Raw genomic sequence first — 24,974 nt, 5'->3', positions numbered from 1 at the left:
CTTGTAGATTTGAACATTTCCCTGGGTATTTGCCTATTTCCCAAGTTTATTTGCACTTCTTCACTGTCCACACCTCACCTAGTTACTCTTTTCCCCGGGTTTATTTGCACTTCTTCTCTATTCTCGCGCTCGATCGGTCTCTATTTTTCCGGATTTTCTCGATTTGACTATTTCCCACTGACTTTTGATCATTTCCCATGAGGATTTGCACTACTTATTGGCTTTTTTGCGCTTGTTCCTTGTAGATTTGAACATTTCCCTGGGTATTTGCCTATTTCCCAAGTTTATTTGCACTTCTTCACTGTCCACACCTCACCTAGTTACTCTTTTCCCTGATTTATTTGCACTTCTTCTTTATTCTCGCGCTCGATCGGTCCCTATTTTTCCGGATTTTCTCGATTTGACTATTTCCCATTGACTTTTGATCATTTCCCATGAGGATTTGCGCTACTTATTGGCTTTTTTGCGCTTGTTCCTTGTAGATTTGAACATTTCCCTGGGTATTTGCCTATTTCCCAAGTTTATTTGCACTTCTTCTCTATCCACACTTGTTTGGTTTCTTTTTCCTACTATAAATGCAATCGCCCTGGAAAAGATAATGTTGTACGTTAATTTCAAAGGGGGAACTTTTTAAATGGCTCAACAAACAATTGATGTGAATTCATTAAATCAAGCAAAGGCAAGTGTGACATTATCCCAGCAATTATTGAATCAAGCGATTGAAAAATGTTCAACAGACCAAGCTTTGGCTGAGGCTGCTGTAAAACAAGCGGCAAGTGAAATTGCTCAAGCGCAAACAGCTGTGAGTCAAGTACAGAGTGCGATTATTACGCAACAACAGCAACAAAGATCGAAAGAATAGCCGGTAATATTCCGTGGGGGATTTTATTCATCCCCCTTTCCTATTCATCCATTATGATCTGTATAGTTCCTATAAAATTCATACAATCTTTTTACAACCTTTCCTTTTTTACCTGGATATATAGTTTCCCCAATTTTTGTAACGGGAACAATTTCCTGAATAGAATTGGTAAGGAAAACTTCCTCTGCGTTCTTTATTTCCTCTATGTAAAAACAACCCTCATGAACGGTCATTTGCTGAAGACGAGCTAATTTTAAAATAAATTTCCGAGTAATTCCATTTAAGATTCCTGTAGACAAACTTGGAGTGAAAAGTTCGTCATTTACCACCCAAAAGATATTAGATACAATTCCTTCGGCCACAAATCCTTCTTCTGTTAAAAAAATTCCTTCTTTATTAGGAGCATTCCCTATTTCTCGCTTAGCCACAATATTATTCAAATAATGATGGGATTTCAGTCGAAGCGCAGTTTCTGGCGTATTTCTTCTGAGCTCTAACAAGACTCCTTCTTTTTCCTTTAACCCTTCTGTTATTGTGAGAGGCTTTTGGAAAACAATTGTCGTAGGTTCAACATAAGGTTCAGTTTGGAGACCAATTTCACCGACACCTGCTGAAACATTGAAGCGAATATACGAGTTCAGGAGTTGATTTTTTTCAGAAAGAATCCGAATGATCTCTTCTACTTCCCCACTTGTCCAATGTCTTTCAATTCCTAACTGCTTGATTCCATCATTTAATCTCTTTACATGTTCCTCAAGTAAGAATGGATGACCATTATATGTACGAATCGTCTCAAATACCCCAAGTCCATATAAATACCCATGGTCAAAAGGTGAAATAACCGCCTTTTCTTTTTCCACCAATTCCCCATTTAAATAGATCCACATTATTCTTCACCATTCCCAGTGGTTATATGATAGTTTCGATATGTACGGATAAAACTACTTAATAATTGTTTTCCTGATTTCGTCATAATCGATTCTGGATGAAATTGTACACTTTCAATCGGATATTTTTTATGACGAAGTGCCATGATTTCTCCCTCTTTCGTCCAAGCAGAAACCTCTAGGCAATCAGGCAATGTTTCTTTTTTCACAATAAGAGAATGATATCTAGTTGCTTGAAATGGATTTTCCATTTGTTCAAAAATCGTCTGTCCATCATGAAAAATATCGGACGTTTTCCCGTGCATTAGCCTTTCAGCTTGAATAACGTCTCCACCAAAAACTTGAGCAATAGACTGATGACCAAGACAAACCCCGAATATAGGAATTTTCCCCGCAAAATAACGGATTGCTTCTAGACTAATCCCCGCTTCATTCGGAGTACAAGGACCAGGGGAGATCATCAAAAAATCTGGATTCATTTGTTCAATTTCTTGAATGGTGACTTCATCATTTCGTTTCACGACTAATGTTTCACCTAATTCTCCTAAATATTGGACAAGATTATATGTAAACGAATCATAATTATCAATCATGAAAATCATATTCTTACACCTTCTTCTGCTTCTTCTTTCGCTTTCCATAAGGCAAATGCCTTTTTCAATGACTCCTTGTATTCATGCTTCGGATTGGAGTCAATCACAACCCCTGCTCCTGCTTGTACATAGCTTTTATTATCTTTCACTAACATTGTCCGGATGACAATATTTAATTCTAAATCACCATTGAATCCAATCCACCCGATTGAACCTGTGTAGAGCCCACGGCGCACTGGTTCTAGTTCTTCAATAATTTCCATTGTCCGTACTTTGGGAGCACCTGTAATTGTCCCCCCTGGGAAAACAGCTTCAATCGCATCATAGCCCGTTTTTCCTTCTGCTAATTTTCCCCGAACATTTGATACGATATGCATGACATGGGAATACTTCTCGATCACCATAAATTCATTTACTTCGACTGTTCCATAAGCACACACTCGTCCAAAATCATTTCGTTCTAGATCTACTAGCATCACATGTTCAGCCCGCTCTTTTTCATTTTCAATTAATTCAGAGGCAAGTTTCAAGTCCTCTTCCTCCGTCTTTCCCCTTGACCGTGTTCCCGCAATAGGTCTTGTGAATACATCTTGACCGCTTTTTTTCACGAGTAATTCCGGAGAACCTGATACAACTTGGAATTCCGGGGTGTGAATATAAGACATATATGGCGATGGATTGAGCTTTCGTAATGCCGCATATACTTCAATCGCCGGAATATCTAAAGGCTTTGATTGGCGGACAGATAAATTCACTTGAAAAACATCCCCTGCCGCAATATATTCTCGTACTTTTTCTACTGCATCTTTAAATTGTTCTTCTGATAATGATACTTCTAAGTTTTCATCTGTTTTTTTCTTTACAAGAGGATCCTCTTTCACATCTTGATCCATTGCTTCTGTCCAATGCCTTTTCCAATACTCTAGACAATCTTCCTCTTCGTTTTCAAGTAACTGTACTATCCATAATTGCTTTAGATCATGGTCAAAAATAAACCATTCCTTAAAAATAAAGAAATACAACTCAGGGAGCCCCAGATCATCTATTGCTTTATTCGGAAGTTTTTCAATATGGCGAGCGTAGTCATAACTAATAAAACCAATCGCTCCACCTTGAAAATCTGGCAAACTCAAATCAGTCGAAATTTGAAACTGCTTCATCCATTGTTCAAAAGCCCGCAATGGTACACCCATTATTTTCTCTTTATGATCCTCCGTGTGGATTTCGATGCCATTTTCAATTGCTTTGGCCGTCGCATACGGTTTGATTCCCGCTATGCTAAATTTGCCCCCTCTACCACTTTCAAGGAGGCAATAATAAGATTCATCCTTCGTTAAATAGCGAAAGCCTTGGAAAAAATGCTCATATGTATAAGGAATTTTTTCATATGCTATCTTCATAGTTTGATCCCTTCTTTTAAAAAAATTGTGTTTCCCACATCATACAGGATGAAAAAATTGTTTTCCATGGTAATTTTCCGTTAAACAAACGTTTAAATAAAGGGATAATGTGATTTCAAAGAGAAGTATATTATTAATTATAATCCCTGCGAAGAAAGGAAACGAAAAAATGAATAAAGCATTAATTGATAGAACCAAAAAGCTTAATACGATCGAAACATTAATCAATGATTTTACTTGTTTAGGGATTCATCCAGGAATGACTGTGATCGTTCATTCTTCTTTAAGTTCGATTGGATGGGTTTGTGGTGGAGAGGTTGCAGTTATTCAAGCATTGATGGAGATTGTAACGGAAGAAGGAACAATTATTATGCCTACACAATCAACCGAAAATACAGATCCAAAATACTGGCAGTACCCCCCAATTCCCGAAGAATGGTGGAATGATGTAAGACAATATATGCCTGCTTACGATCCAGCCACCACACCAACACTTGGAATGGGGAAAATCCCAGAAACATTCCGTAAATTTCCGGGTGTTCTGAGAAGTAATCATCCTACAAGTTCTTTTGCTGCTTGGGGGAAACACGCTGCCTATATAACAGAAAATCATTCATTAGATTATCCGTTTGGTGAACAATCGCCCCTTGCAAAAATATACAGCCTTGACGGAAGTATTTTATTCATTGGGGTAGATTATGACAGCTGTACCTCCATGCATTTAAGCGAATTCCGGGCGAATGGACATGTTGAATATAAACAAAGCTCAGCTATTTTCGAAAATGGCAAAAGAGTTTGGAAAACATTCACAGACATTGAAGAGGATTCAGAGAATTTCCCGAAAATCGGCAAGGCTTTTGAAAAAGATCATTCTGTACAAACAGGCCATGTCGGTCAAGCTGCTTGTAAACTGATCCACCAGAGGGAGTTGGTGGATTTTACAGTAGATTATTTGAATGATCATTGAACAATGATCATTCCACAATTCCCCATGAACTTTCTTAATCTCATTTCGCTAAACATACACATAGGGAAGGATAAATCCCAAATACGAAGTAGACTTCCGGGATTCACCCTTTCTCTATAAAATGGTTTCTACTCATAACTAATTTGAACTACGTTTGTATTCAAAAATTTATCCAATTGTTCTTTATTTTGAATGTTTTGTTTCTCCATCATTTTAGCGATAAAACCTGTCATATGAGCAGCAGCGAAGCTATGCCCCTGAAAATTAAATTTTTGCATTGGACCTTCTAAACTTCTTGGGAAACCTAATGTTTGCAGCTGAATTTTTTCCTTTTCATGATAATAAAACATTTCACTATGGACTTGGTCTGATGCTTGAACTGCATAGACAGATTCATAATATCCTGGCCAATATAAGCCATTTTTCTCATCACATGCGGTAATGATCATGATCCCAGCCTCGCATGCCTTCTCACAAATGAATCGGAACTCTTCCACATCTTTGTTAACACCTAGACTCAGATTGATCAAATCCATTTGATTGTCTATACACCATTCAATGGCTGCACAAAGAACTTCAATATAAGCCGAAAGCCGATCATGGAATATTTTCACAGCCCAAATTTTTGCCTCAGGGACTTGTTCCTTAATTACACCTGCAACTGCTGTTCCATGACCAAGTTGATCTTCAAAATTTTGCTCTATTACTATTTTTCCATCATTCCCTACTTTAAACGCAACCCCTCCAGCAACCTTACCAATATGTGGGTGCCATTCATTAATTCCACTGTCAATATGGGCGATCTTCAGTCCATTCCCCTTTCCCCATTTCTCATTAGCCATGTAATAAGGATACATTATTTATACCTCCAACATTTTTTTGAACTATTGTGGATGACTTCTCTGACAAATCAATCAACCGATCGAGCCATTCTAAATTTTGATAACGATGGGTAATAATGATGATTGTCTTGTCTTGAAAGTGTTCCTTCATTAATTGAAAAAATTCAGATTCTGAACGGACATCGAGATGGCTAGTAGCCTCATCCAAAATAAGAATATCAGCATCTTGCAATAACGCACGTGCTAATAATAATCGCTGCTTTTGACCAGCAGATAAAGTGACCCCATTTTCGCCTATTTGCGTCTTAAGCCCTGTTGGTTTCGTTGCAATGAATCTATCTAATCCCACCATTCGAATCACATCTAGCATTTCCTCTGAAGAGGCATTCTTTTTCCCTAATTGTAGAAAGTCAAAAAAAGTTCCATACCAAATCGGATGATCATGAGCAATTAGACAAACTCTTTGGTACCAACTCTCTCTAGTGAAATTCCGAATATTCTTACTATCAAAGAGAATGGAGCCTTCATTTGGTTCATATACTCTTGCTAATAAATTGGCGATCGTACTTTTTCCTATTCCATTATCACCAATGAGTCCAATCTTCTCTCCTCTACGAATCGTAAAATTCACCTGTTGAAGAATGGGGTGATGTAGCTCAAAAAGAAAGGAAACATTTTTAAATTGTATAGATGAAAACGTCTCTGGTACTGACTCCGATCCGTCTTTTTCTGGTTGCCGTTGAAAAAAATCATGAACTCTTTGAATCGATACTCTTCCCTTTTGTAACCGCAAATATAATTGCGCAAAACCTTGGATTGTCCCAAAGAGACTCGCCTGATAAGCCATGAAAGCGATCATCGTTCCAATACTCATCGTACCGTTCAATACTTGCGAACCTAAAAACCAAATCATACAAATAGTGGAAATCATAAGGACTGTTTGTGGGACTCCTTGTGCAAAAGCGTTAATAAACATCACCTTGATATTTTGCTTATTTATCTCTTTCAGTTCATCATAGAATTTCTTTTCTACTGTCGCTTCTACATGTGCTGTACGAATGAAACGAATCGCTGAGAACGTTTCAACCATCATACTTTGGTTTTTCGCCGATTGTTTTCGTAATTCCATATGCTGTTCAAACAACAGATGCCGAAATTTATGAATCCCCACAATTAATATTGGAATAAATAATAAGGAAATTAGTGTTAATTTCCAATCTAATACCCATAATAAAATGATATTAAAAAGAAACGTCAAACTCATCGTAAATAGCTGTAACACGTTTTCTGTATAAAGTCGTTGAATCTCCGTCAAATCTTCATTAATGCGAGAAACAATATCCCCTGTTCTATTTTTCGCAAAAAATAGAACAGGTAAATGAATTAAATGTTGATAAAATGATGACCGCATATCTAACATTAAATTCAAGCTCATCCTAAAATATAGAAATCTAGTAAATAACGTGATGGAGTAACCGAAAACCATCACTAGAATGGCTAAACCAAGAACCTTTGCAAATGAATGATTCTTTGCAATTAATACGTCATCAATTAAGAACTTCCCAATTAGTGGCTGTATAGCTGTGATAAAAGTCGAAATAATTCCCATAAAAAAAACTAAGGCAAATATGAATCGATATGGTTTGATATAGGCATATATATTCATACCATGCTCCTTTATCGGTAATAGCACATTAATCCAGATTCGCAGTATTTTGGCTGATTCCGGATTTTTTTAGCTGTCTGATGAACCATTTCATTACCGGCTTGTTTTCTAACTTGATCGATCACAGCCTTTACCATTTGGACACTAGCAAGTTTTCGATATGGGGCCCCTTCTCTGCCAACGATTTTTAATGAATCAACCCCCATCTCAGCCAAATCACCAAGTGAACATAAACCACAAGGACCAAGTGGTAATCCATCTGACGCGATTTGGCAATTGCAATCATTGACAAACCAAACAAATTCTCGGTAGTCATTTATTTGTTCATCTAATTTCCTCATCTCTTTAGCCGACAATTCTTTATTCCCATCCGAATGAAAATATTGATAATCCCATTGAGACTGGGAACAGAATGCCCCTGCAGAATGTGTCGTCATACAAAAACTTTCTTCATAGACACAGCCATCATTTAAAATGAACACTTCCAATTCAATATCTCCCGCTGCTTCTTTCAATCTAGGAATCTCATTTAATTGAACACTTCTTGGTAAAACAATTCTCTCTACTCCCATTTGTTTATATAATTCGATACTTCCCGTGTTCATCGGTGCCGCTAAACTACTTACATGAATCGCTGCTTCTGGGACTTCCTCTTTCATGGCCGTCATTAATCCTGGGTCACTTACGATGAATGCACGAATTCCAACTTCCTCAGAACATCGTTTTATTAATTCTAATAACATCGGGTATTGTGATTCTAAATAATAAGGTGCATTTAATGTTAGAAAGATTGGAATATCGTATTGTTCAGCTTGATGTACAGCTTCCTTTAAATCATGAAAAGACGGAAAACCGGCATACGGATTGCGGCGATTAATCCAAACTCCTGGTGTGAATTTCTCCATCCATTCACCAGGTGTAATCCCACAATAAAATTCTTCTGCACCATTTTCCGCCAACATTTCTACTTCTTCTTTCGCTCCAAGTGGGGCAAGTATCTTCAATCTCGTCACCTCCAAATTTAGACAGGCATTCGCAAACTATACACCGCTCTGGCATTTTCAATTCCCTGTAAGCTTTTTAATGCAGACTTTACTAAACTTCGGTCATGACTATAAAATGCAGTTGTCCCTTTTTGGAACACTCGGTTTCTCATATCATGGTGCCGTTTATTTTTCAGTTCAAAAATATAAAGTTGGCATTGCTGTTTGCATTCAGGGTCGCCACGAAATTTATCTGATTTTTCTGTCTCCATAAAACCCACCATACAAGCACTTCCGCTTGCGACACAGCCAAAAGGAAAATGCAAACCAATTATCTGTTTTGCTTCTTTCTTTGAAAGAGAATTTCCTTGAATCAATTGATCAAATTCATAACCAGTCACATTATCAGAGGATAAAAATTGTTGAAAGGGTTCAGATAATAAACCCGTTTTCTTATAAAAATCTTTTCCTTCTTTCGGAGCATTGGGATCTGTATAATAATGAGCTACACGAGGGTCTCGAATCGATTTATTTAGCAATCTTCCTATCACAATATCTAACTTTTGAAAATGTTCTCGAACATAATGAAATACTCCCCAATCATTAACGATCACTTCTATTGGTCGATTATTTCCCATGGCCGCTCCATTTAAAAACTCTAAAATTTCTAATAACTGCTGAAATTTTTGTTCATGTACATAAGGGGTAGCAAAAGAAAAATCTAATTGTTGATCCCAGCAATAATCTAAAGCTTGTTTTACAGATTTTTTGCTAGGAAGTCGATATTGACAAAATTCAGATCCGAAAATAATCCGATCAGGTGTTTCCTTCTCCCCAAACATCTCTTCCCATTCGCTGAAAAAATCTGTTTGTAATTCCATTTCTATTTCATTTAATGTCTCAAGTCTCTTCCATGGTTCTTTGGCGTATTTTAAATCTCGAATTGATTGGATTGCGACCGCAAACTTCATAGTTCATTCTCCTTCCAAGGAATAAAATGGGGGCGACTTCAACTAGGGATGGGAATGACCCCATATTGTTCAATGTCTATTTGTAGAAAGGGGGTATAACTACCCCCTTTTATTTAGTGGACATCTTTAGTATGTGGTACTTTATCTATTTTCCTAGTTATCGTTCTATTTATTATTTTTGAATTTTCACCACTTTAAGATCCAAAGTATCTGTTGGAAGTGTGATTATTTTTTCAACTTTCAAGTCCTTGTTCGCGACGATAAATTCATTTCCTGCTCCACTGTAGTAAAGCTTCTCCCCATCGACACTTAAAGTCACACCATACATACTCCCAACAGGTGGTTCCCCTTCTTTAATTATCTTTTTAGATTGGATATCGATTTTGTACCATTTATTTAATGTCGTATAAGCATATCGTTCATCTTCATCAACCACTGCTGAAAACATCCCAATCGGTTCACGATCATATTCGAGCATTTTCAGTTTTCCTGTTTCTAAGTTTTGCCACATAAATCCCTCTTTCACATGACCATCTGGGTAAGTTTTCACAATGGGGATGGAATTGGTTCCATTTTCTCCCCTCGGGAATAGCATGAGGAAGTTGATACTTCCATCTTTTTCATTCTTAGGAGTTTTTAATCCCTGTTTCATCTTTATCTTCATATTTTTCACATCTAATTCATATAACTCATATCCCCAAACAAATATGGTATTGGAATCTCCTTTTTTGAACTGTAATACATGTGTTCCGTAAGGTCCTTCAACGCTTCTTGTTTCTTCTTTCGTTTCAAGATCAATTTCTATAATTTTACTTGGATGTACTTTAAAAATATTTTTTCTTTTTTCACCTTGCGTCACAAATGCATACGCTTTTTTTCCATCTGGTGAGATCGCACTTCCCCAAACACGGCGGTCTAATAATCCTTTATCCGTTCTTCCCTGTAAGTTAATTTCATCTATCACTTTATTATTCACTGTATCGATCACATATAGGCTCGTTCGCCCATTGGCAAGAATTAACCCCTTTTTTCCATCTGCGGTAAAGCTCATATCCCGGACCGGCCCATTCACTTTTATTCCAGCAATCACTTCTGGTTTAGAAGGGTCGACAGCAATTACTTGACCGTAGCCGGAAATAAACACGCGTTCTGTATAGTTTTCCGTTGCTGAGGCTTTAGGCTGCCAGATAGCAAACACTAGGGGAATAATAAATAACAACCAAAGAACCCGTTTTGTTCTCATCAGTTACTAATACACCTCTCTTTTGTCGTTCCGCTAATTTTATCTAGGAAAGTAGGATTATGTCGTAAAATTTTCACATAAGCCTTTAATCCAATCGTGATCCATTCATGCATCCAGTTACAGTAATGGGCATTTGGCTTTCGGTAGTCTCCTTGTCTTTCCATCGCCTCATAATAGCAACCACCAGAGCAAATATGTTTTAAGGAACAGGATTTACAAGTAGACTTGTTGTCCACATGCAAATCTTCCAACATTTGCTTGCGCTTTTTCTGGTCTATACCAAAATAGATATCTCCCATTCTAAATTCTTCATTTTCATTAAATCTGTGACAAAGGAACAACCCTCCGTCTGGACTAACGGCAAAGAATCCTAGCCCGGCACCGCAACCATAGGCTTTATTCGTTCCAGTGTGCAATTCTTTTAATAGATTTGTAAGATTCGAAAAGCCGATATATTCATTTTTCAAAGCATGCTCCACAAATAACTCTGATAATTCTTCAAATTGACGCAACAGTTCGAATAAATCATCTTCATTTAAAGCAAGCTGCATATTCGTTTCTGTAACAGGAGCAAATCCTACTTCATAAAACCCTTTGGACAGTAAATGTTTTAAAGATTTCTCCAATTTTTCAAAGTCTTTAACGACCGTTACTCGCGTTCCTATTGGAGCCGATGTATGAATGTCCATCAACTTTTCCACATTTTTACTTACTCGGTCATATGATCCCTGACCACCTGCCATCGGTCGATATCGATCATGTGCTTCTTTCGTCCCGTCCATACTAACGGAAACCATCACATTATGATGATGAAGAAATGTCATCTGTTCTGTATTCATTTTCGTTCCATTTGTTGTTAAAGAAAAACCAACTTGTTTTCCCCATTTTCTTCCCTCTTCTGTTGCTTTTTCAACTACATGTTTCAAAGTCTTCCAGTTTAATAGTGGCTCACCTCCAAATAAAACGATATTTACTGTATCCTCTCCAAAGCTATTTTCCATTAAAAATTGGATTGCGTGATCGGCTGTCTCCATCGTCATATATTTCTGTGGTACCCCATATTCCCCATCGCCAGCATAACAGTACGTACAACGTAGATTACATTCATTTACAAGATGAAAGACTAATGTTTTTACTGGCATCTTTTCCGTTTCTTCCGGCGCACCCGGTGTTGATGAGAAACGCTTTGAATAATCCGTTTCATAAGAGAGAATTTCCATTTTTCTAAATTCGTTTGAAATTTCAGTAAATTTATTCTGTAATAATGTTTCATTTTTCAATGCTTCTTCTTCAATAATTGTCGTATCACCCATTTGTTCTCCTTTTTCTCGCAAAAATTGAACAAATTGTGCTGATTCCCCGTCAAGTTGGATGATGTTTCCCGTTAGTCCATGAAATAAATATTCTTCTCCTTGAACATTAAATTGAATATAGTTGGTTAAGGCTACGTTAGTGATATAGATCCCCTCCTTTTTTAGTGAATGTTGTTGTCATAATCAGGCACTGTGGCAATATGGTGAGATTTTGCGATGAATGATTTTCCATCGATTTCAACCTTTGCGATTACAGTGGCACTGCCGACATTCTCTTGAACGAAGGCGCGATCTTTGTTCACTCCTTCAATATTCGGTGTATATAATCCGTTTTTGTCTATATTTCCGATATAAGGTCGATCATCACGAGTTGCATTTTTTTCTGGATACGTACCAAGTGACCAGTCGGCTTGGACAGGACCAAGATTAAGATCATCTTTCGTGCCCTTTTTGCCATCTTTCCCGTTGCTGTATACATAAGCGACATATTGGGTGCTCATTTTATTCATCGGACCCTCATCACCAATACGAGAAACACCATATCCAGGTTCAATTTTAATATAATCAGTTTGATCAAATATTACGGCATCCCCGTGAATGATTGCATTTTCTCCTTTAAAGGTTACTTTACCAATCTTGGCTTTTTCATCTACTTTGATAACCGCTCTTAACTGTTCATCTGATTGGTCAGTGATGCTAACGAGTTCAACTCCTTTAGGTAACGATAAATCTTCTTTTTTCAATTGACTTAAATTCATTCCATACATTGTAATTTCGTTCACTTCTCCCTTTTTCCATGATAAGGGTTCCAAATGAACAACTTCTGGCTTTTCGGTTTGAACTTTGTAATACGTTTCCTCAGCTGTTATTCCTAGGTCATCTTTTAAGGACCAATCTCCTTTTATCTGATTATCACTTGTTACACTATACGTACCTTTTACCTTGTTTTCACCTTGTAAATACTGAGATCGAAGCATATAGCCGGTATACATTCTTACATTCCCGTTAAATTCCTCTCTTACATCTCCATTTAAGAAACGGATGTTTTTCTTCTCAGAATAGCCCTTGTCCTCTTTCTTAAACTCACTTTCACCTATATAAAAGCCTTTTGTTCCTTGGAATCCAACAACTTTCCATTTTCCATTTACGTTGTACTCTTCATTTTTCCATTCATTCCACACCTTTGAATCTTCACCATATTTCTTAGCCAAATAAGCAATCGCTTTATCCGCTTCTTTAGGCCAATCTGTATGACGGTGGTTTAAATAAATAGATGGGTACATGACTAAATGGAAGTCTTTTAAATTTTTCCACTCTTGTTCTGTCCTTCTTTGCGCTTCAAATCGCCCCGATGCATGACAGGAAATACAAGCGTTTGCGACGTGTTCATTTTCTGGATTCGCTTCTAAATAAGAAGGTTTATTCGCAAGCCAATATTGAAGCTTTTCCGTTTCTTCCGGTGCTAATCCTCTTTCTCGGCTAAGGTCCATAATTAATTGTTCTCGTTCTTCTTCAGTAACACTTAATCCGTGAAGTCTTTCCATGCGAGCTATGGTTTGGGACCAGCCTTCTGGTGTTTTCCTTATATATCCGATTCTTTCTAACTTTCCTTTTTCATCGACCGCATGACAACTAATACAACTTTTCTCCACTTGCTCACTGATCGTAACCATTGACTTCTCTTTTTCCTGCTCATCTTTTTTCGAAGTCTGTGCCGCACAGGCACTAATGACAACTGTACATATGGCTAATAGTGGAAGAATAAACCTTTTCTTTTTTACCATGGCACTACTCCTTTTTATGGTTTCACGTATTTTAATTTTCTCCAATCATTTGCTGCAACTGGACATTCATCTGCCCAGCTTCCGTAATTAGTCAATCCATCAGGCACTTGAGCTGCCCACCAGCAATCCCCGTAACAGCCATAAATATCACGATAATGTGGCTGACATACACCATCTAAACTCATTCCAGAAAAATCTGTTTCCCATCCTGGGTCAAACAAACTTGTACAGCCCATTGGAAGTAGAGCTAAACCTTGAACTTCTGGTTCCTTTTCAAGATCGACCGTTTTTTCAATCATTTTCCCTTTCCAATTAAGAGATTTTATATGTTTCATGAGGACATCTCCTTTCTATTTTTCTAAAAAAGCCGAAGTTCATCTAAGTAACTCCCCCATCCAAGCCTCATTTGCATTCTTTACCTAGATGGGGGAACATTCATCTATGATCATTCAACTGAATGAATGATGACCGCCATAATTATTTCATGTCGATCCAAACACTTTTCACTTCTGTATATTGATTAAGAGCGTATGAACCCATTTCACGGCCTAATCCAGACTGCTTGTAACCACCAAACGGACTTGCAGCATCCAACGCATTATAACAATTCACCCAAACTGTTCCTGCTTTCAAACGATGTGCTAAATAGTGCGCACTTTTCAAATTCTCTGTCCACACTCCCGCAGCCAAACCATAATTGGTTTTATTTGCTCTTTCAACTAGATCATCTAAATCTTCATATGGAAGCGCTGCCACAACAGGGCCGAAAATTTCTTCTCTAGCAATTGACATTGAATCATTTACATCAGCGAAAATAGTTGGTTTTACAAAATAGCCGCTTTCAAAAGGGTTCCCCCCTCCTGTGAGCATTTCGGCTCCTTCTTCTTGGCCTTTTTCGATGTAAGTTAAGACACGCTTTTGTTGTTCATCCGAAACGAGAGGACCCATTTCTGTATTCGGGTCAATCCCTTGACCTTGCTTGATGTTCTCTGCATGGGATACCATATCGGCAAGGAAATTATCGTATTGTTTCTTTTGAACAAATAGTCGCGAACCCGCACAACATACTTGTCCTTGGTTAAACATAATCCCAAACATTGCGCCTGGAACCGCTTTCTTAAAATCTGCATCAGGTAGAACAATATTCGGTGATTTCCCACCTAATTCAAGAGAAATTCGTTTTAACGTATTGGAGGCTTCCCTCATAATCGTTTTTCCAACTGCAGTGGAACCAGTGAACGCAATTTTATCTACTTCAGGGTGATTGACAAGTGGAGCACCAGCAGTGTCACCAAATCCAGGTACAACGTTAATAACTCCTTTTGGAAAACCTACTTCCTGGGCAAGCTCTGCTAAATATAGTGCTGATAACGGTGTCTGTTCCGCAGGCTTTAACACAACGGTACAACCAGTCGCAAGGGCAGCACCAAGTTTCCAAGTAGCCATTAATAAAGGGAAATTCCAAGGAATGATTTGACCGACAACCCCAACCGGCTCATGTCGTGTATAGTTCAGGAAGTTTCCAGCGACAGGAATCGTTTGCCCCATAATCTTTGTAGCCCAGCCTGCATAATAACGAAAATGCTCAATTGCAAGAGGAACATCTGCTGCAGAGGATTCGCGAATTGGTTTCCCACTATCTAATGTATCCAGTTGTGCTAACTCATCCTTATGCTCTTCCATTTTATCAGCTAATAAGTAGATAAGGCGACTTCTCTCAGCAGCGCTCATCTTCGACCAAGACCCGTGTTCAAATGCCTCACGTGCAGCTTTTACAGCTCGATCAATATCTCCTTCTCTACTTTCATAAACTTTCGCTAATACTTCTCCAGTAGCAGGATTCACTGTCGTAAATGTCCTCTGTTCTAAACTTTCTACACTTTCCCCATTGATAAATAGTTTTTTCGTTCCCTTTAAAAATTCTGCCACACGCGGTAAAACAGTTAATGTTTTTTCCATTTTTACAACACTCCCTTTAATAGATTGATAGATTGAACAAATTCATTCCATTCGGGTTGTCATTCGTGTTGAATTGAGAATAAATGATGCATTTTTTTACCTTAAATCTAAGTTCCCTTTCTCATATCATCCACACTACTAGGTGAATTGATAAAAGAAATAATCATCGTTCCTACCCAATTTTCTCTTTTTTCCCCTCCTCAAAATGGTTTCACTTTTATTAATGCAATAATTGTGCCAATTTTGTGACAAATGGAAACAGCCTTTTTCCGATTTCTGTTCATCAATTTGTACAAAACATTACACAAATTGTTCAATTCATCTGAACACTTTGCCTAAAAACCGTTAATAAGAAATATCATATTTTTTTAGACGATTGTATAATGTCCCCCGCGAAAAACCGATCATTTTCGCTGCTTTTGTCAGATTATAATTGGTCTTTTTTAACATTTTGATAATTAATTCCCGTTCATTTTTCGTCTCGTGATGAACAGTTTCTTCTACTTGATTAGTTGGCAATTGGGGAGGTATTTTTTGCAAGTAGTCTGGTAAATGATCTACATCGATTCTATTTTGACCTTTTTCAACAAACAAAACGGCATAATCAACTACATTCTTCAGTTCTCTAATATTTCCTGGCCAATGATATTGTTTCAATATTTCTATTGCTTCTTGACTGAAAGCCATATCTACATTTGATTCGTTCAGCTGTAAAAAATATTTGATTAATAATTCGATGTCATCTTTTCGATCTCTTAGTGGGGGAATGACTAAATTCACTACACTCAAACGATAATATAAATCCTCACGAAAGCTCCCTTCTTCTATCATTTTCATTAAATCTTTATTTGTGGCAGTGATCAGTCGGACATTAATTTTCCTCGGCTTATATTCTCCAATTCTCACCACTTCCTTTTCCTGCAAAACCCTTAACAACATCGGTTGAATTGATAGTGGTAGATCACCAATTTCATCCAAAAATAACACTCCACCATCAGCCGTTTCAAAAAGTCCCTTTTTTCCTTCCTTTAAACCACCTGTAAACGATCCTGGGGCATAGCCAAAAAGTTCACTTGCTGCTAATTCATGATTTAGGGAGGAACAATTAAAGGCAATAAAAGGTTGCTTCTTTTTCGTGCTTAAACGATGAATATGACGGCTAATGACTTCCTTTCCAGTCCCACTTTCCCCGGTTAGTAATACGGGAATATTACTTGAGGCAATTTTTTCCACCTTTTGAAGTAAAGATTGAAATTCCTTTCCCTTCCCGATTACCCCATCAAAATATTGACTTTTTTCTCTAGAGGAGAAAAGACTCTCTCTTTTTTGGATCGTTGTTTTTTTGGGGAGTTGAACAATGAATCCGATCACTTGATGATTTTCAGAAACTGGTTGAACTTTTCCTTGAGGATGACCATGCAAGAAAGGGAGTGGACACTCATGCCATCGATTATTTTCCCTCCCTTTCCATTTCAGTACATAATTTATCCAATCAAAAGAGGACTTCCATACATAATCAAATGGTTGCTTTAAATGGTTCTGTTCAATTATTTCTCCTTCAAGGTCGATCAATAACAGCCAATCGTGTTCAATTCTTTGGACATTTTGTACAAACTTTCGCCTAAGCACTTGATGTTTATGATGAATGTTGAACAGTATTTCTGCCTGTATTCCTTCAACCATTGCTATTGTTAGAAGCGAACTATTGTTATGGAAATACTCACTGCTACAAGTTAAGTCAAGTACACCTAGAATATTCCCTTTTAAAGGATGACGAATTGGGGCACCTGCACATGAAAATGACTGCCATGCGGAACAATAATGATCGGACGACTTAATCGTAACCGTTTTCTCCGTAACTAGAGCCGTGCCAATTGCATTCGTTCCAGCATTTGTCTCATGCCAGTCCCCACCTGGATAAAAGTTGATACTTCCTAGTTGGTCGTATAATTTCCCTTTCATTCTTACCCCAATCATTCTTCCTTCATGATCTGCAAGTCCAAGGGCATACTTATCATCCAACTCTTTTTCCATCCTATTGTAAACGGTTTCAAAAGAATGATATAATGAATTTTTCTCTTGAATGTTTTGAATAGCATCGGCTGATAATGTAAGTGGTACATGGCTAAGGTTTGGAGAAACTTTATATTTCTTACTCCTTTCCCAGGATTCAATAATTGTTTTAGATCTATCCTTATTCATTAAATGAATTGGATGGTTACCCAATTATCATCACCCTCCTAGTGAAAAAATGTATAACTAACATTCTATTGTTAGAATCGTAATATATTCATAATATTCCGTCAATTATAAGTGTACAAACCTTTCCTCCACAATGAAAAAACTCGCTAAGATTAGCGAAGTTTTCTCATCGTTTATCTTCTACTTGAATCCCAAGTTTTAAAACATACTTAATTTAGCAATTCTTTGAACCGCTTCTTGCAACCGCTCCTCATTAGTTAGCAATCCGACTCGTACATACCCTTCTCCATACTTTCCAAACCCGTTTCCAGGAGCAACAGCCACTTGTGCTTTTTCCAAAAGGAGATCACTGAATTGTTCAGAAGTATAGCCTTCAGGGACCTTTAACCAAGCGAAAAAAGAACCGTGTGGGGCTGTCACATCCCAGCCTATTTTCTGCAATCCTTTAATCAAAACATTCCGTCGGGATTCATACATGTCAACTAATTGCTCAACACATTGTTGTGATTCCAAGAGCGCTGCAGCCGCCGCTTCCTGCACTGCACCGAATAAACTAACATATAAATGGTCTTGGAGCAGTTCAATCGCCTCAATCACACTTGGATTTCCGACCGCAAAGCCGACACGCCACCCTGCCATATTGTATGTTTTCGATAAGGTGTAGATTTCAACACCTACTTCTTTTGCACCAACTGCTTCTAAATAACTTACCGGTTTTTTTCCTTCAAATCCAATCGCCCCATAAGCAAAATCGTGAATCACACATATGTTATGTTTATTTGCGAAATCAACCGTTTTTTCGAAAAATGATAAATTAGCCGTTGCACCTGTTGGATTATTCGGGTAATTAATGAACATTAACTTTGCTTTTTCTTCCATTTCTTTTGGAATCTCTTCAAAATCTGGCAAAAAGCTATTTTCCGCTTTTAATGGCATAGTATACATTTCTGCACCCGCCAATGCCACCCCTGACCAATAATCAGGATACCCTGGGTCTGGCACAAGAACGATGTCCCCTGCATTTAACAAACATTGGGGAAGCTCTACTAATCCTGCTTTTCCTCCAAATAAAATCGCAACTTCTTTCTCATGATCAATCTTTACCCCATATTCTCTTTCATAAAACTTAGCACATGCCTCTTTTAAAAAAGGGAACCCGCGAAACGGAGAATATTTATGGTGGATTGGATTTTTTGCTGCCTCTTGTAATACACGGATAATATGATCAGGTGTGGGCTGATCGGGATTTCCTTGTCCTAAATTAATAACATCATAGCCGTCCATTATATATCGATTTACGTTCTTAACAAGAGAAGCAAAAAACTGCTTCGGCAAAGACTTTAATAACTTAGATGTTTCAAACTGTTTCACCTGTTGGACCCCCTAATTAATTGAATCTTTGTATTTTACAGAAAAATCAAATGATATGCAAGGGGGCATTGCCTTTGATTTTTGCATTTCAGAGGACATTGTATAGCTTTTGCTAATTTTTAATAAGGAATCCTCGCTTTTCCTTTTTAAAAAATTCACAAAATTCCCATTCCATGCTATAACTGTGTCAATACGTTTAATCAAGGAGTGTTTATTTTGAAGGTTAAAATTGCTTGTGCACAGATGGATATTGCCTTTGGAAATCTACAAGGAAATTTTTTAAAAGCTTCGGAATGGATTGAGAAGGCTGCGAAAGAACAATGTAATCTTGTCGTCCTTCCTGAATTATGGTCAACAGGATATGATTTGGAAAATTTAGATCAAACAGCAGATCAAGATGCCAATGAATCATTGTCATTTCTGAAAAAAATGGCAAAGCAATTTGGTATAGATATCATTGCGGGGTCCATTGCCAAAAAAGAGAAAGATGGCGTTTATAATACATTAATAGCTGTCGATCGGAATGGTCGTGAGCTTAAGCAATATAGTAAACTACATCTTTTCAAATTAATGGATGAACATCATTTCTTGCAAGCTGGGGATCATGATGGCTTATTCGAATTATATGGTGAGACCGTTTGCGGGGTTATTTGTTATGATATTCGATTTCCAGAATGGATTCGCAAACATGTTCTTTCCGGCGCGAAAATAATTTTCGTCCCTGCCGAATGGCCGCTTCCTCGTTTAGCCCATTGGCGGACGCTTCTCATCGCACGAGCGATTGAAAATCAATGTTATGTAGTTGCATGTAATCGAAGCGGGCAAGATCCAAACAATGTTTTCGCTGGACATTCTCTTATTATTGACCCATGGGGAGAAGTCATTGCTGAGGCAGATGTAGCCGAAGAACTCCTTATTGGAGAAATTGATTTAGACAAAGTGAAAGAAGTCCGTTCTATGATTCCGATTTTTGAAGATCGCAGAAGCGAATTTTATTAATTTTTTTAAAAACCTCCTGATCATCATCGTCTAGGAGGTTTTTTATGGTTCCCAAATTATTCCCACTCATACGGTGTTTCTTGGTAAACGTAATAGTTTAGCCAATTGGAAAATAAAAGATGTGCATGTGAACGCCATTTATTAGATGGTTTCCTGCTTGGATCATCATTTGGAAAATAATGCTTAGGTATATATGCATCTAATCCTTTTTCTGTATCACGTTCATATTCTTCCGCTAAGGTTTGAACTTCATATTCTAAGTGACCTGTGATCATAATATGTTTTTCATCTTTAGAAATCATCAGAAATGGCCCCGCTTCTTCAGATGAAGCTAATAGTTTAAGATTCTCGTTTTCTACAATTTGTTGTTGTTCTACATCCGTATAGCGTGAATGTGGAGCAAAGAATTCATCATCAAATCCACGAACTAACTTCACTTTTGAGTCATGCAATGTATGATGAAAAATCCCTGAGCATTTTCTTGGCAATTCAAACTTATCGATCCCATAATGGTAAAATAATGCAGCTTGGGCTCCCCAACAAATATGCAAACAAGAAGTGACATTCGTTTTGGACCAGTCCATTATTTCTTTTAATTCATTCCAATAGTTTACTTGTTCAAAAGGTAACAGTTCCACCGGTGCCCCGGTAATAATCATTCCATCATAACGACGATTCTTAATATCTGAAAATGTCGTATAAAATTGTTCTAAATGAGATTTACTAACATTCTTAGATTCGTAAGTGGCTGTGTGCAAAAAGGAAATATTCACCTGTAATGGTGTATTCCCTAAAAGTCGCAAAAGCTGGGCTTCTGTTTTTTCTTTTTCAGGCATTAGGTTCAAAATAATAATATTTAATGGACGAATATTTTGACTTTTTGCTCTTTCATCGTCCATGACGAAAATATTTTCTTTCTCTAAAACTTCACGTGCAGGCAATTGCTTAGGAATATTAATCGGCAACCGGCTTACCCCCTTATTTAGAATTTTCAATGAAGTCTATTATAAGCGAATCTTATCAATCATGCAAAGAAGCGTTTAGACATTTTGTGAGAATAGAATGAAAATATAGAGAAATGGGACATTTTATTAATATAATAAAGAGTCCACTCGTTGACCTGTTATAAAAAAAGAATGTTCCAAATTCTTACTTTGAAACATTCCCCCTTATTAAAAACCAGAATAGAGTACTTTAAAAAGGCTATGTGGGTAAAGATAGCGCAACTGGGGGAAATTCACAGGTTTGCATATTTCCCATCCTTTTTTGACCATTTCCCGCAAGGATTTGCGCTAATTAACAGCCCTTTCTAGTTATTTGAGTATTTCCCACTTTACTTGTGTATTTCCTCAGGTTTATTGCGCTACTTCACTATAATTTTATTTTTAGAACTTTAACTTTGATAATGCTTCTGCTAGCGCATTATTAATCGGTTCATTTTTGTTCTGTTTCTTTAAATATTTATTTACTTCATGTTTTGAAGCTTTATTATAGGTTTCTTTTTTCCGCCGTTCTTGGAAGCTCGATAATTTTTCTTTATGACCACATTTACAAACGAAGATTTGCCCTTCTCCTTCACCACGTAATTCTAATCTTTTATGGCAATTTGGACATCGAGCATTTGTCAATTTGGCTACGTTTTTCCGGTATCCACATTCACGATCTTGGCAAACGAGCATTTTCCCCTTCTTACCGTTCACTTCTAGAAGCAATTTTCCACAATCAGGACATTTAGATCCTGTAATATTATCATGTTTAAACTTCTTTTCACTTTTTTTAATATCAGAAATGACCGTTTTCGCATACCCGCGGATTTCGTTCATAAAGGATTGTTTTTTCAATTTTCCTTTTGCAATAGCGTCTAGCTTTTGCTCCCATTCCGCTGTTAATGCTGGTGATTTTAAATCTTCTGGAACGAGATCTAATAACTGTTTTCCCTTAGATGTAATAAAGATGTCTTTTCCTTTCTTTTCAAGTAGGAAGCTACTAAACAGTTTTTCAATAATGTCTGCTCTTGTTGCTACAGTTCCTAGTCCACCGGTCTTGCCGATAGTCTTAATTAAATCTTTACTTTCACCAGCCATATACTTTGCTGGATTTTCCATCGCTGAAAGAAGCGTTCCTTCATTAAAACGTGCCGGTGGTTTTGTTTCTCCTTGTGTTTTCATAACAGATGTCACATCGAAGTGATCACCTTTTTTCAATTTTGGCAAGGCCTGCTCGTCTGCGTCTTCTTCGTCATAGCTATACACTTCTTTCCAGCCTTGATGTGTAATCATTTTCCCTTTTGCCGTAAAAGTTTCTCCCCCAATTTTTGCTGTAACAGTCGTTTGTTCGTATTCAAATGGTGGAAAAAGAACGGCCAAAAAGCGTTTCACAATTAAATCATAAATTTTCCGTTCTTTATCCGAAAGCTTATCAAGAAACGGTGATTGCTCAGTTGGAATTATTGCATGATGATCAGAAACCTTTCCATCATCTACAAATGATTTATTCGCTTTAAGAGCTGTTCTTAGTAGTTTTGTTGTATGGACAGTATACGGTTTTACAGAACACGCCTCTACCCGTTCCTTTAATGTACCAACCATATCACTAGATAAAAACCGCGAATCTGTTCTTGGATACGTAACAAGCTTATGTTGCTCATATAACCGCTGCATAATCGATAATGTTTCCTTCGCTGAATAACCAAATCGTTTATGTGCTTCTCTTTGCAATTCCGTCAAATCATATAACTGTGGTGGATAGCTTTTCTTCTGAGACTTTTTCACTTCGGTAATTTCCGCTTGATAACCCTTTATTTTCTTCAAAATGGAAGTTACTTTCTCCTCATTAAACGTCTTAATATCTTTTGTTTTTGCATCTTCCCAAGTAAAATTCAACTTGTCGGTCATCGCTTTAATTCCAAAAAAGGTTTTAGGTTTAAACTGTTTGATTTCCTCTTCACGCTTCGCAATGATTGCGAGTGTCGGTGTCTGTACACGCCCACATGAAAGAGAGGCATTGTATTTACTCGTAAGTGCACGAGTCGCATTAATTCCGACAATCCAATCTGATTCCGCTCTTGCTACAGCAGATGCGTAAAGATTTTCATACTCTTTCCCGTCTCTTAAACGCTTAAAGCCATCCTTTATCGCTTTATCTGTAACAGATGAAATCCATAATCGGTTTACAGGCTTCTTCACGTTTGCTTTTTCTAGAATCCATCTAGCCACAAGTTCTCCTTCACGACCCGCATCTGTCGCAATAATCACATCTTTCACATCTTTACGGTTTAATTGCGTTTTCACCGTTTGAAATTGTTTCCCTGTCTTTTTTATGACAACAAGCTTCAAGGAATTCGGCATAATCGGTAAATCATGTAAATTCCATTGTTTATATTTATGATCATAGACCTCTGGATCCGCTAACGTCACTAAATGTCCTAACGCCCACGTCACGATGTAGCGATTCCCTTCCAAAAAGCCATTTCCTTTCTTCCCGCAATGTAGAACCCTTGCGATATCACGGGCAACAGAGGGCTTTTCCGCTAATACTAACGTTTTGCTCATGTTAACAACCCTTTCTATATTAAATGCGTAAGCGCCTTGCTTATCAGCGTACGGATTTCGTAGTTTTCGACTAAGATAAAGGAAACACAGCGGGGGCATTCTCGAGCTGATGTTGACTTATCATAGAGAGAAAACGGTGAAATTCGCTAAACGTGGATAACACTTTTCCACGAGTCTAAATTTTATAGTTTTTCTTAAACAATTAGAAAAAACATATACATATCGTATCATCGTACACCATTTCGGTACAAATACAACTGTTTATGTGCACACTTTAATAGATGAGAAAGAGTGGTGATTCTTACTTGATCTAGGAATGGTATTGCCCTATGTAATACAAAACCTCCCCATTATATAGGGAGTTCTACCTTCTTCCACTCACCTTCTGAAACATTCATTTTATATAAAGAGTAATCTGCCTCCTGAGTGCCGAATTGTTCGTCGACGATAAAATATATTTCATCCCCTGAGGAGGTAAAAACTGGGTTTCCAGCATAACGGCCAATTCGTGTTAATTGTTTTTCTTCCGCTCCATTAGATAAGAATAGCTCATATTCAAAGTTCCCTTTTGTATCTGGATTTGCAACGGATGTGTACACCCACTGCTTTCCTTTAGGAGAGATTGCGAATGAATAAATATCTCGATCGGAATGGATTCCTTTATATTTTTGTAGTTCACCTTCATTATTTAAAGGGTAACGATAAATTTTATCATGGATCTCAAAAGAATCTTTCTTATCCATTTCCTCCACCATGGAGACATACAACGTATTTCCATCTTCGGAAATGAATAAAGAGGACATATCGTACTCATTCTTCTTGGTTAATGCTTTAGCCTTATTGTTTTCTAAAGATAGTTCATAAATTTTAAAATCATGTGGTCGCTTTGAAGCGATAGGTGAATAATTTTTAAACACATCTGCTCCTAAAAAGAAGAGTTGACCTCCTTTTGGGGATAGTACGATTTCCGTAATCATTCCTTTCGTTTTATATCGCTCCTGCACCGTTCCGTTTTCAATCGTCACTTCAATGATTCTACTTTCTTGCTTTTCATCATTCTTCGACTGCAACACAGCATAGACGCTTTTGCCATCGTTTGAAAAAATGGGTGAAACCATCTCAGCCTGATCCTCAACATAAATTTCCTTTGTTTTTTCACCCTTAACATCCACTATTTTTAAAAAAGACTGATCTTTTTGTGTCACAACATACACAATCGATTGATCGCCATTCGAAAGATCGAACTGTTTACCTAGATGAGCAGCCTCGTCTGTTTGTTTACTTTTTGAGATTCCAAACCAAATAAGGCTAATAGCTATAAACACTAATATTTCTGTGATAATGATGAATTGTTTTTTCTTTGTCATTCGTTCCTAAGCTC

20 protein-coding genes are annotated in these 24,974 nt (G+C 37.4%); 3 read left to right on the top strand and 17 right to left on the bottom strand.

The window, feature by feature from the left end:
* Positions 1-634: 634 nt before the first annotated feature.
* Complete coding sequence (locus J2S13_RS11430) at positions 635-862, top strand: hypothetical protein (RefSeq protein WP_307257894.1); 228 nt, start codon at positions 635-637, stop codon at positions 860-862.
* A gap of 44 nt (positions 863-906) precedes the next feature.
* On the opposite strand, the gene pabC is transcribed toward J2S13_RS11430, so the two are convergent.
* From pabC to J2S13_RS11415, 3 genes are read right to left on the bottom strand one after another with little or no spacing between them, the layout of a single operon-like run.
* Positions 907-1,749: an aminodeoxychorismate lyase gene (gene pabC, locus J2S13_RS11425; RefSeq protein ID WP_307257893.1), complete on the bottom strand. Its 843-nt coding sequence runs from the start codon at positions 1,747-1,749 to the stop codon at positions 907-909.
* A complete protein-coding gene (gene pabA, locus J2S13_RS11420) occupies positions 1,749-2,351 on the bottom strand; it encodes an aminodeoxychorismate/anthranilate synthase component II (protein WP_307257892.1) in 603 nt (200 codons plus the stop codon). The genes pabC and pabA overlap by 1 nt, the downstream gene beginning before the upstream one ends.
* The gene (locus tag J2S13_RS11415; protein ID WP_307257891.1) at positions 2,348-3,742 is read right to left on the bottom strand and encodes an anthranilate synthase component I family protein; all 1,395 of its coding nucleotides are present in this window, start codon (positions 3,740-3,742) and stop codon (positions 2,348-2,350) included. Before J2S13_RS11415 ends, pabA begins: the two co-directional genes overlap by 4 nt.
* Before the next feature lie 169 nt (positions 3,743-3,911).
* Here J2S13_RS11415 and J2S13_RS11410 point away from each other — a divergent pair, with 169 nt between their 5' ends.
* Positions 3,912-4,709, top strand: coding sequence for an AAC(3) family N-acetyltransferase (locus J2S13_RS11410; protein ID WP_307257890.1), 798 nt, complete (start codon positions 3,912-3,914; stop codon positions 4,707-4,709).
* A gap of 128 nt (positions 4,710-4,837) precedes the next feature.
* Here the strand turns inward: J2S13_RS11410 and J2S13_RS11405 are convergent, their stop codons facing one another.
* From J2S13_RS11405 to J2S13_RS11355, 11 genes are all read right to left on the bottom strand, one after another.
* Positions 4,838-5,566 (bottom strand): S8 family serine peptidase, encoded by a 729-nt coding sequence (locus tag J2S13_RS11405; protein WP_307257889.1) that lies wholly within the window; start codon positions 5,564-5,566, stop codon positions 4,838-4,840.
* Positions 5,544-7,217 carry an ABC transporter ATP-binding protein gene (locus J2S13_RS11400; protein ID WP_307257888.1) on the bottom strand — a complete coding sequence of 558 codons (1,674 nt, stop codon included), beginning with the start codon at positions 7,215-7,217 and terminating at the stop codon, positions 5,544-5,546. The genes J2S13_RS11405 and J2S13_RS11400 overlap by 23 nt, the downstream gene beginning before the upstream one ends.
* An 11-nt stretch (positions 7,218-7,228) precedes the next feature.
* On the bottom strand, positions 7,229-8,230 hold the full coding sequence (locus tag J2S13_RS11395; protein WP_307257887.1) for a peptidase U32 family protein: 1,002 nt from the start codon (positions 8,228-8,230) through the stop codon (positions 7,229-7,231).
* Positions 8,231-8,238: 8 nt separating this feature from the next.
* Positions 8,239-9,171 carry a hypothetical protein gene (locus J2S13_RS11390; RefSeq protein WP_307257886.1) on the bottom strand — a complete coding sequence of 311 codons (933 nt, stop codon included), beginning with the start codon at positions 9,169-9,171 and terminating at the stop codon, positions 8,239-8,241.
* Positions 9,172-9,343: 172 nt separating this feature from the next.
* A complete protein-coding gene (locus tag J2S13_RS11385; protein ID WP_307257885.1) occupies positions 9,344-10,414 on the bottom strand; it encodes a YncE family protein in 1,071 nt (356 codons plus the stop codon).
* On the bottom strand, positions 10,414-11,727 hold the full coding sequence (locus tag J2S13_RS11380) for a radical SAM/SPASM domain-containing protein (RefSeq protein WP_307257883.1): 1,314 nt from the start codon (positions 11,725-11,727) through the stop codon (positions 10,414-10,416). The genes J2S13_RS11385 and J2S13_RS11380 overlap by 1 nt, the downstream gene beginning before the upstream one ends.
* Before the next feature lie 161 nt (positions 11,728-11,888).
* A complete protein-coding gene (peaA, locus tag J2S13_RS11375; protein ID WP_307257882.1) occupies positions 11,889-13,511 on the bottom strand; it encodes a quinohemoprotein amine dehydrogenase subunit alpha in 1,623 nt (540 codons plus the stop codon).
* A gap of 14 nt (positions 13,512-13,525) precedes the next feature.
* Positions 13,526-13,846 carry a quinohemoprotein amine dehydrogenase subunit gamma gene (gene qhpC / locus J2S13_RS11370; protein ID WP_307257881.1) on the bottom strand — a complete coding sequence of 107 codons (321 nt, stop codon included), beginning with the start codon at positions 13,844-13,846 and terminating at the stop codon, positions 13,526-13,528.
* A 142-nt stretch (positions 13,847-13,988) separates the two neighbouring features.
* Complete coding sequence (locus J2S13_RS11365; RefSeq protein ID WP_307257880.1) at positions 13,989-15,470, bottom strand: aldehyde dehydrogenase family protein; 1,482 nt, start codon at positions 15,468-15,470, stop codon at positions 13,989-13,991.
* Between the two features lie 345 nt (positions 15,471-15,815).
* Entirely contained in the window at positions 15,816-17,696 is a 1,881-nt protein-coding gene (locus J2S13_RS11360; protein WP_307257879.1) for a sigma-54-dependent Fis family transcriptional regulator, read from the bottom strand.
* A 174-nt stretch (positions 17,697-17,870) separates the two neighbouring features.
* Positions 17,871-19,043: a pyridoxal phosphate-dependent aminotransferase gene (locus tag J2S13_RS11355; protein ID WP_307257878.1), complete on the bottom strand. Its 1,173-nt coding sequence runs from the start codon at positions 19,041-19,043 to the stop codon at positions 17,871-17,873.
* Between the two features lie 216 nt (positions 19,044-19,259).
* Here J2S13_RS11355 and J2S13_RS11350 point away from each other — a divergent pair, with 216 nt between their 5' ends.
* On the top strand, positions 19,260-20,042 hold the full coding sequence (locus tag J2S13_RS11350; RefSeq protein WP_307257877.1) for a carbon-nitrogen family hydrolase: 783 nt from the start codon (positions 19,260-19,262) through the stop codon (positions 20,040-20,042).
* Between the two features lie 56 nt (positions 20,043-20,098).
* Here the strand turns inward: J2S13_RS11350 and metA are convergent, their stop codons facing one another.
* The 3 genes from metA to J2S13_RS11335 all read right to left on the bottom strand — a co-directional run bounded on the left by metA (position 20,099) and on the right by J2S13_RS11335 (position 24,960).
* Entirely contained in the window at positions 20,099-21,007 is a 909-nt protein-coding gene (gene metA / locus J2S13_RS11345) for a homoserine O-acetyltransferase MetA (RefSeq protein ID WP_307257876.1), read from the bottom strand.
* Between the two features lie 420 nt (positions 21,008-21,427).
* Positions 21,428-23,593, bottom strand: coding sequence for a DNA topoisomerase III (locus tag J2S13_RS11340; RefSeq protein ID WP_307257875.1), 2,166 nt, complete (start codon positions 23,591-23,593; stop codon positions 21,428-21,430).
* Between the two features lie 350 nt (positions 23,594-23,943).
* Positions 23,944-24,960: a TolB-like translocation protein gene (locus J2S13_RS11335; RefSeq protein WP_307257874.1), complete on the bottom strand. Its 1,017-nt coding sequence runs from the start codon at positions 24,958-24,960 to the stop codon at positions 23,944-23,946.
* Between the last annotated feature and the right edge of the window lie 14 nt (positions 24,961-24,974).

The organism is Oikeobacillus pervagus (assembly GCF_030813365.1).
In the GTDB taxonomy this organism is placed as follows: domain Bacteria; phylum Bacillota; class Bacilli; order Bacillales; family DSM-23947; genus Oikeobacillus; species Oikeobacillus pervagus.
This window is presented reverse-complemented; position numbering and strand designations above follow the sequence as displayed.

Coding starts and splice junctions, on each gene's coding strand:
- J2S13_RS11365 (WP_307257880.1), bottom strand. CDS start 15,470: ATGGAAAAAACATTAACTGTTTTACCGCGTGTGGCAGAATTTTTAAAG.
- J2S13_RS11385 (WP_307257885.1), bottom strand. CDS start 10,414: ATGAGAACAAAACGGGTTCTTTGGTTGTTATTTATTATTCCCCTAGTG.
- J2S13_RS11400 (WP_307257888.1), bottom strand. CDS start 7,217: ATGAATATATATGCCTATATCAAACCATATCGATTCATATTTGCCTTA.
- J2S13_RS11380 (WP_307257883.1), bottom strand. CDS start 11,727: ATGGGTGATACGACAATTATTGAAGAAGAAGCATTGAAAAATGAAACA.
- J2S13_RS11405 (WP_307257889.1), bottom strand. CDS start 5,566: ATGTATCCTTATTACATGGCTAATGAGAAATGGGGAAAGGGGAATGGA.
- J2S13_RS11415 (WP_307257891.1), bottom strand. CDS start 3,742: ATGAAGATAGCATATGAAAAAATTCCTTATACATATGAGCATTTTTTC.
- pabC (WP_307257893.1), bottom strand. CDS start 1,749: ATGTGGATCTATTTAAATGGGGAATTGGTGGAAAAAGAAAAGGCGGTT.
- J2S13_RS11340 (WP_307257875.1), bottom strand. CDS start 23,593: ATGAGCAAAACGTTAGTATTAGCGGAAAAGCCCTCTGTTGCCCGTGAT.
- J2S13_RS11410 (WP_307257890.1), top strand. CDS start 3,912: ATGAATAAAGCATTAATTGATAGAACCAAAAAGCTTAATACGATCGAA.
- J2S13_RS11390 (WP_307257886.1), bottom strand. CDS start 9,171: ATGAAGTTTGCGGTCGCAATCCAATCAATTCGAGATTTAAAATACGCC.
- J2S13_RS11335 (WP_307257874.1), bottom strand. CDS start 24,960: ATGACAAAGAAAAAACAATTCATCATTATCACAGAAATATTAGTGTTT.
- peaA (WP_307257882.1), bottom strand. CDS start 13,511: ATGGTAAAAAAGAAAAGGTTTATTCTTCCACTATTAGCCATATGTACA.
- qhpC (WP_307257881.1), bottom strand. CDS start 13,846: ATGAAACATATAAAATCTCTTAATTGGAAAGGGAAAATGATTGAAAAA.
- pabA (WP_307257892.1), bottom strand. CDS start 2,351: ATGATTTTCATGATTGATAATTATGATTCGTTTACATATAATCTTGTC.
- J2S13_RS11430 (WP_307257894.1), top strand. CDS start 635: ATGGCTCAACAAACAATTGATGTGAATTCATTAAATCAAGCAAAGGCA.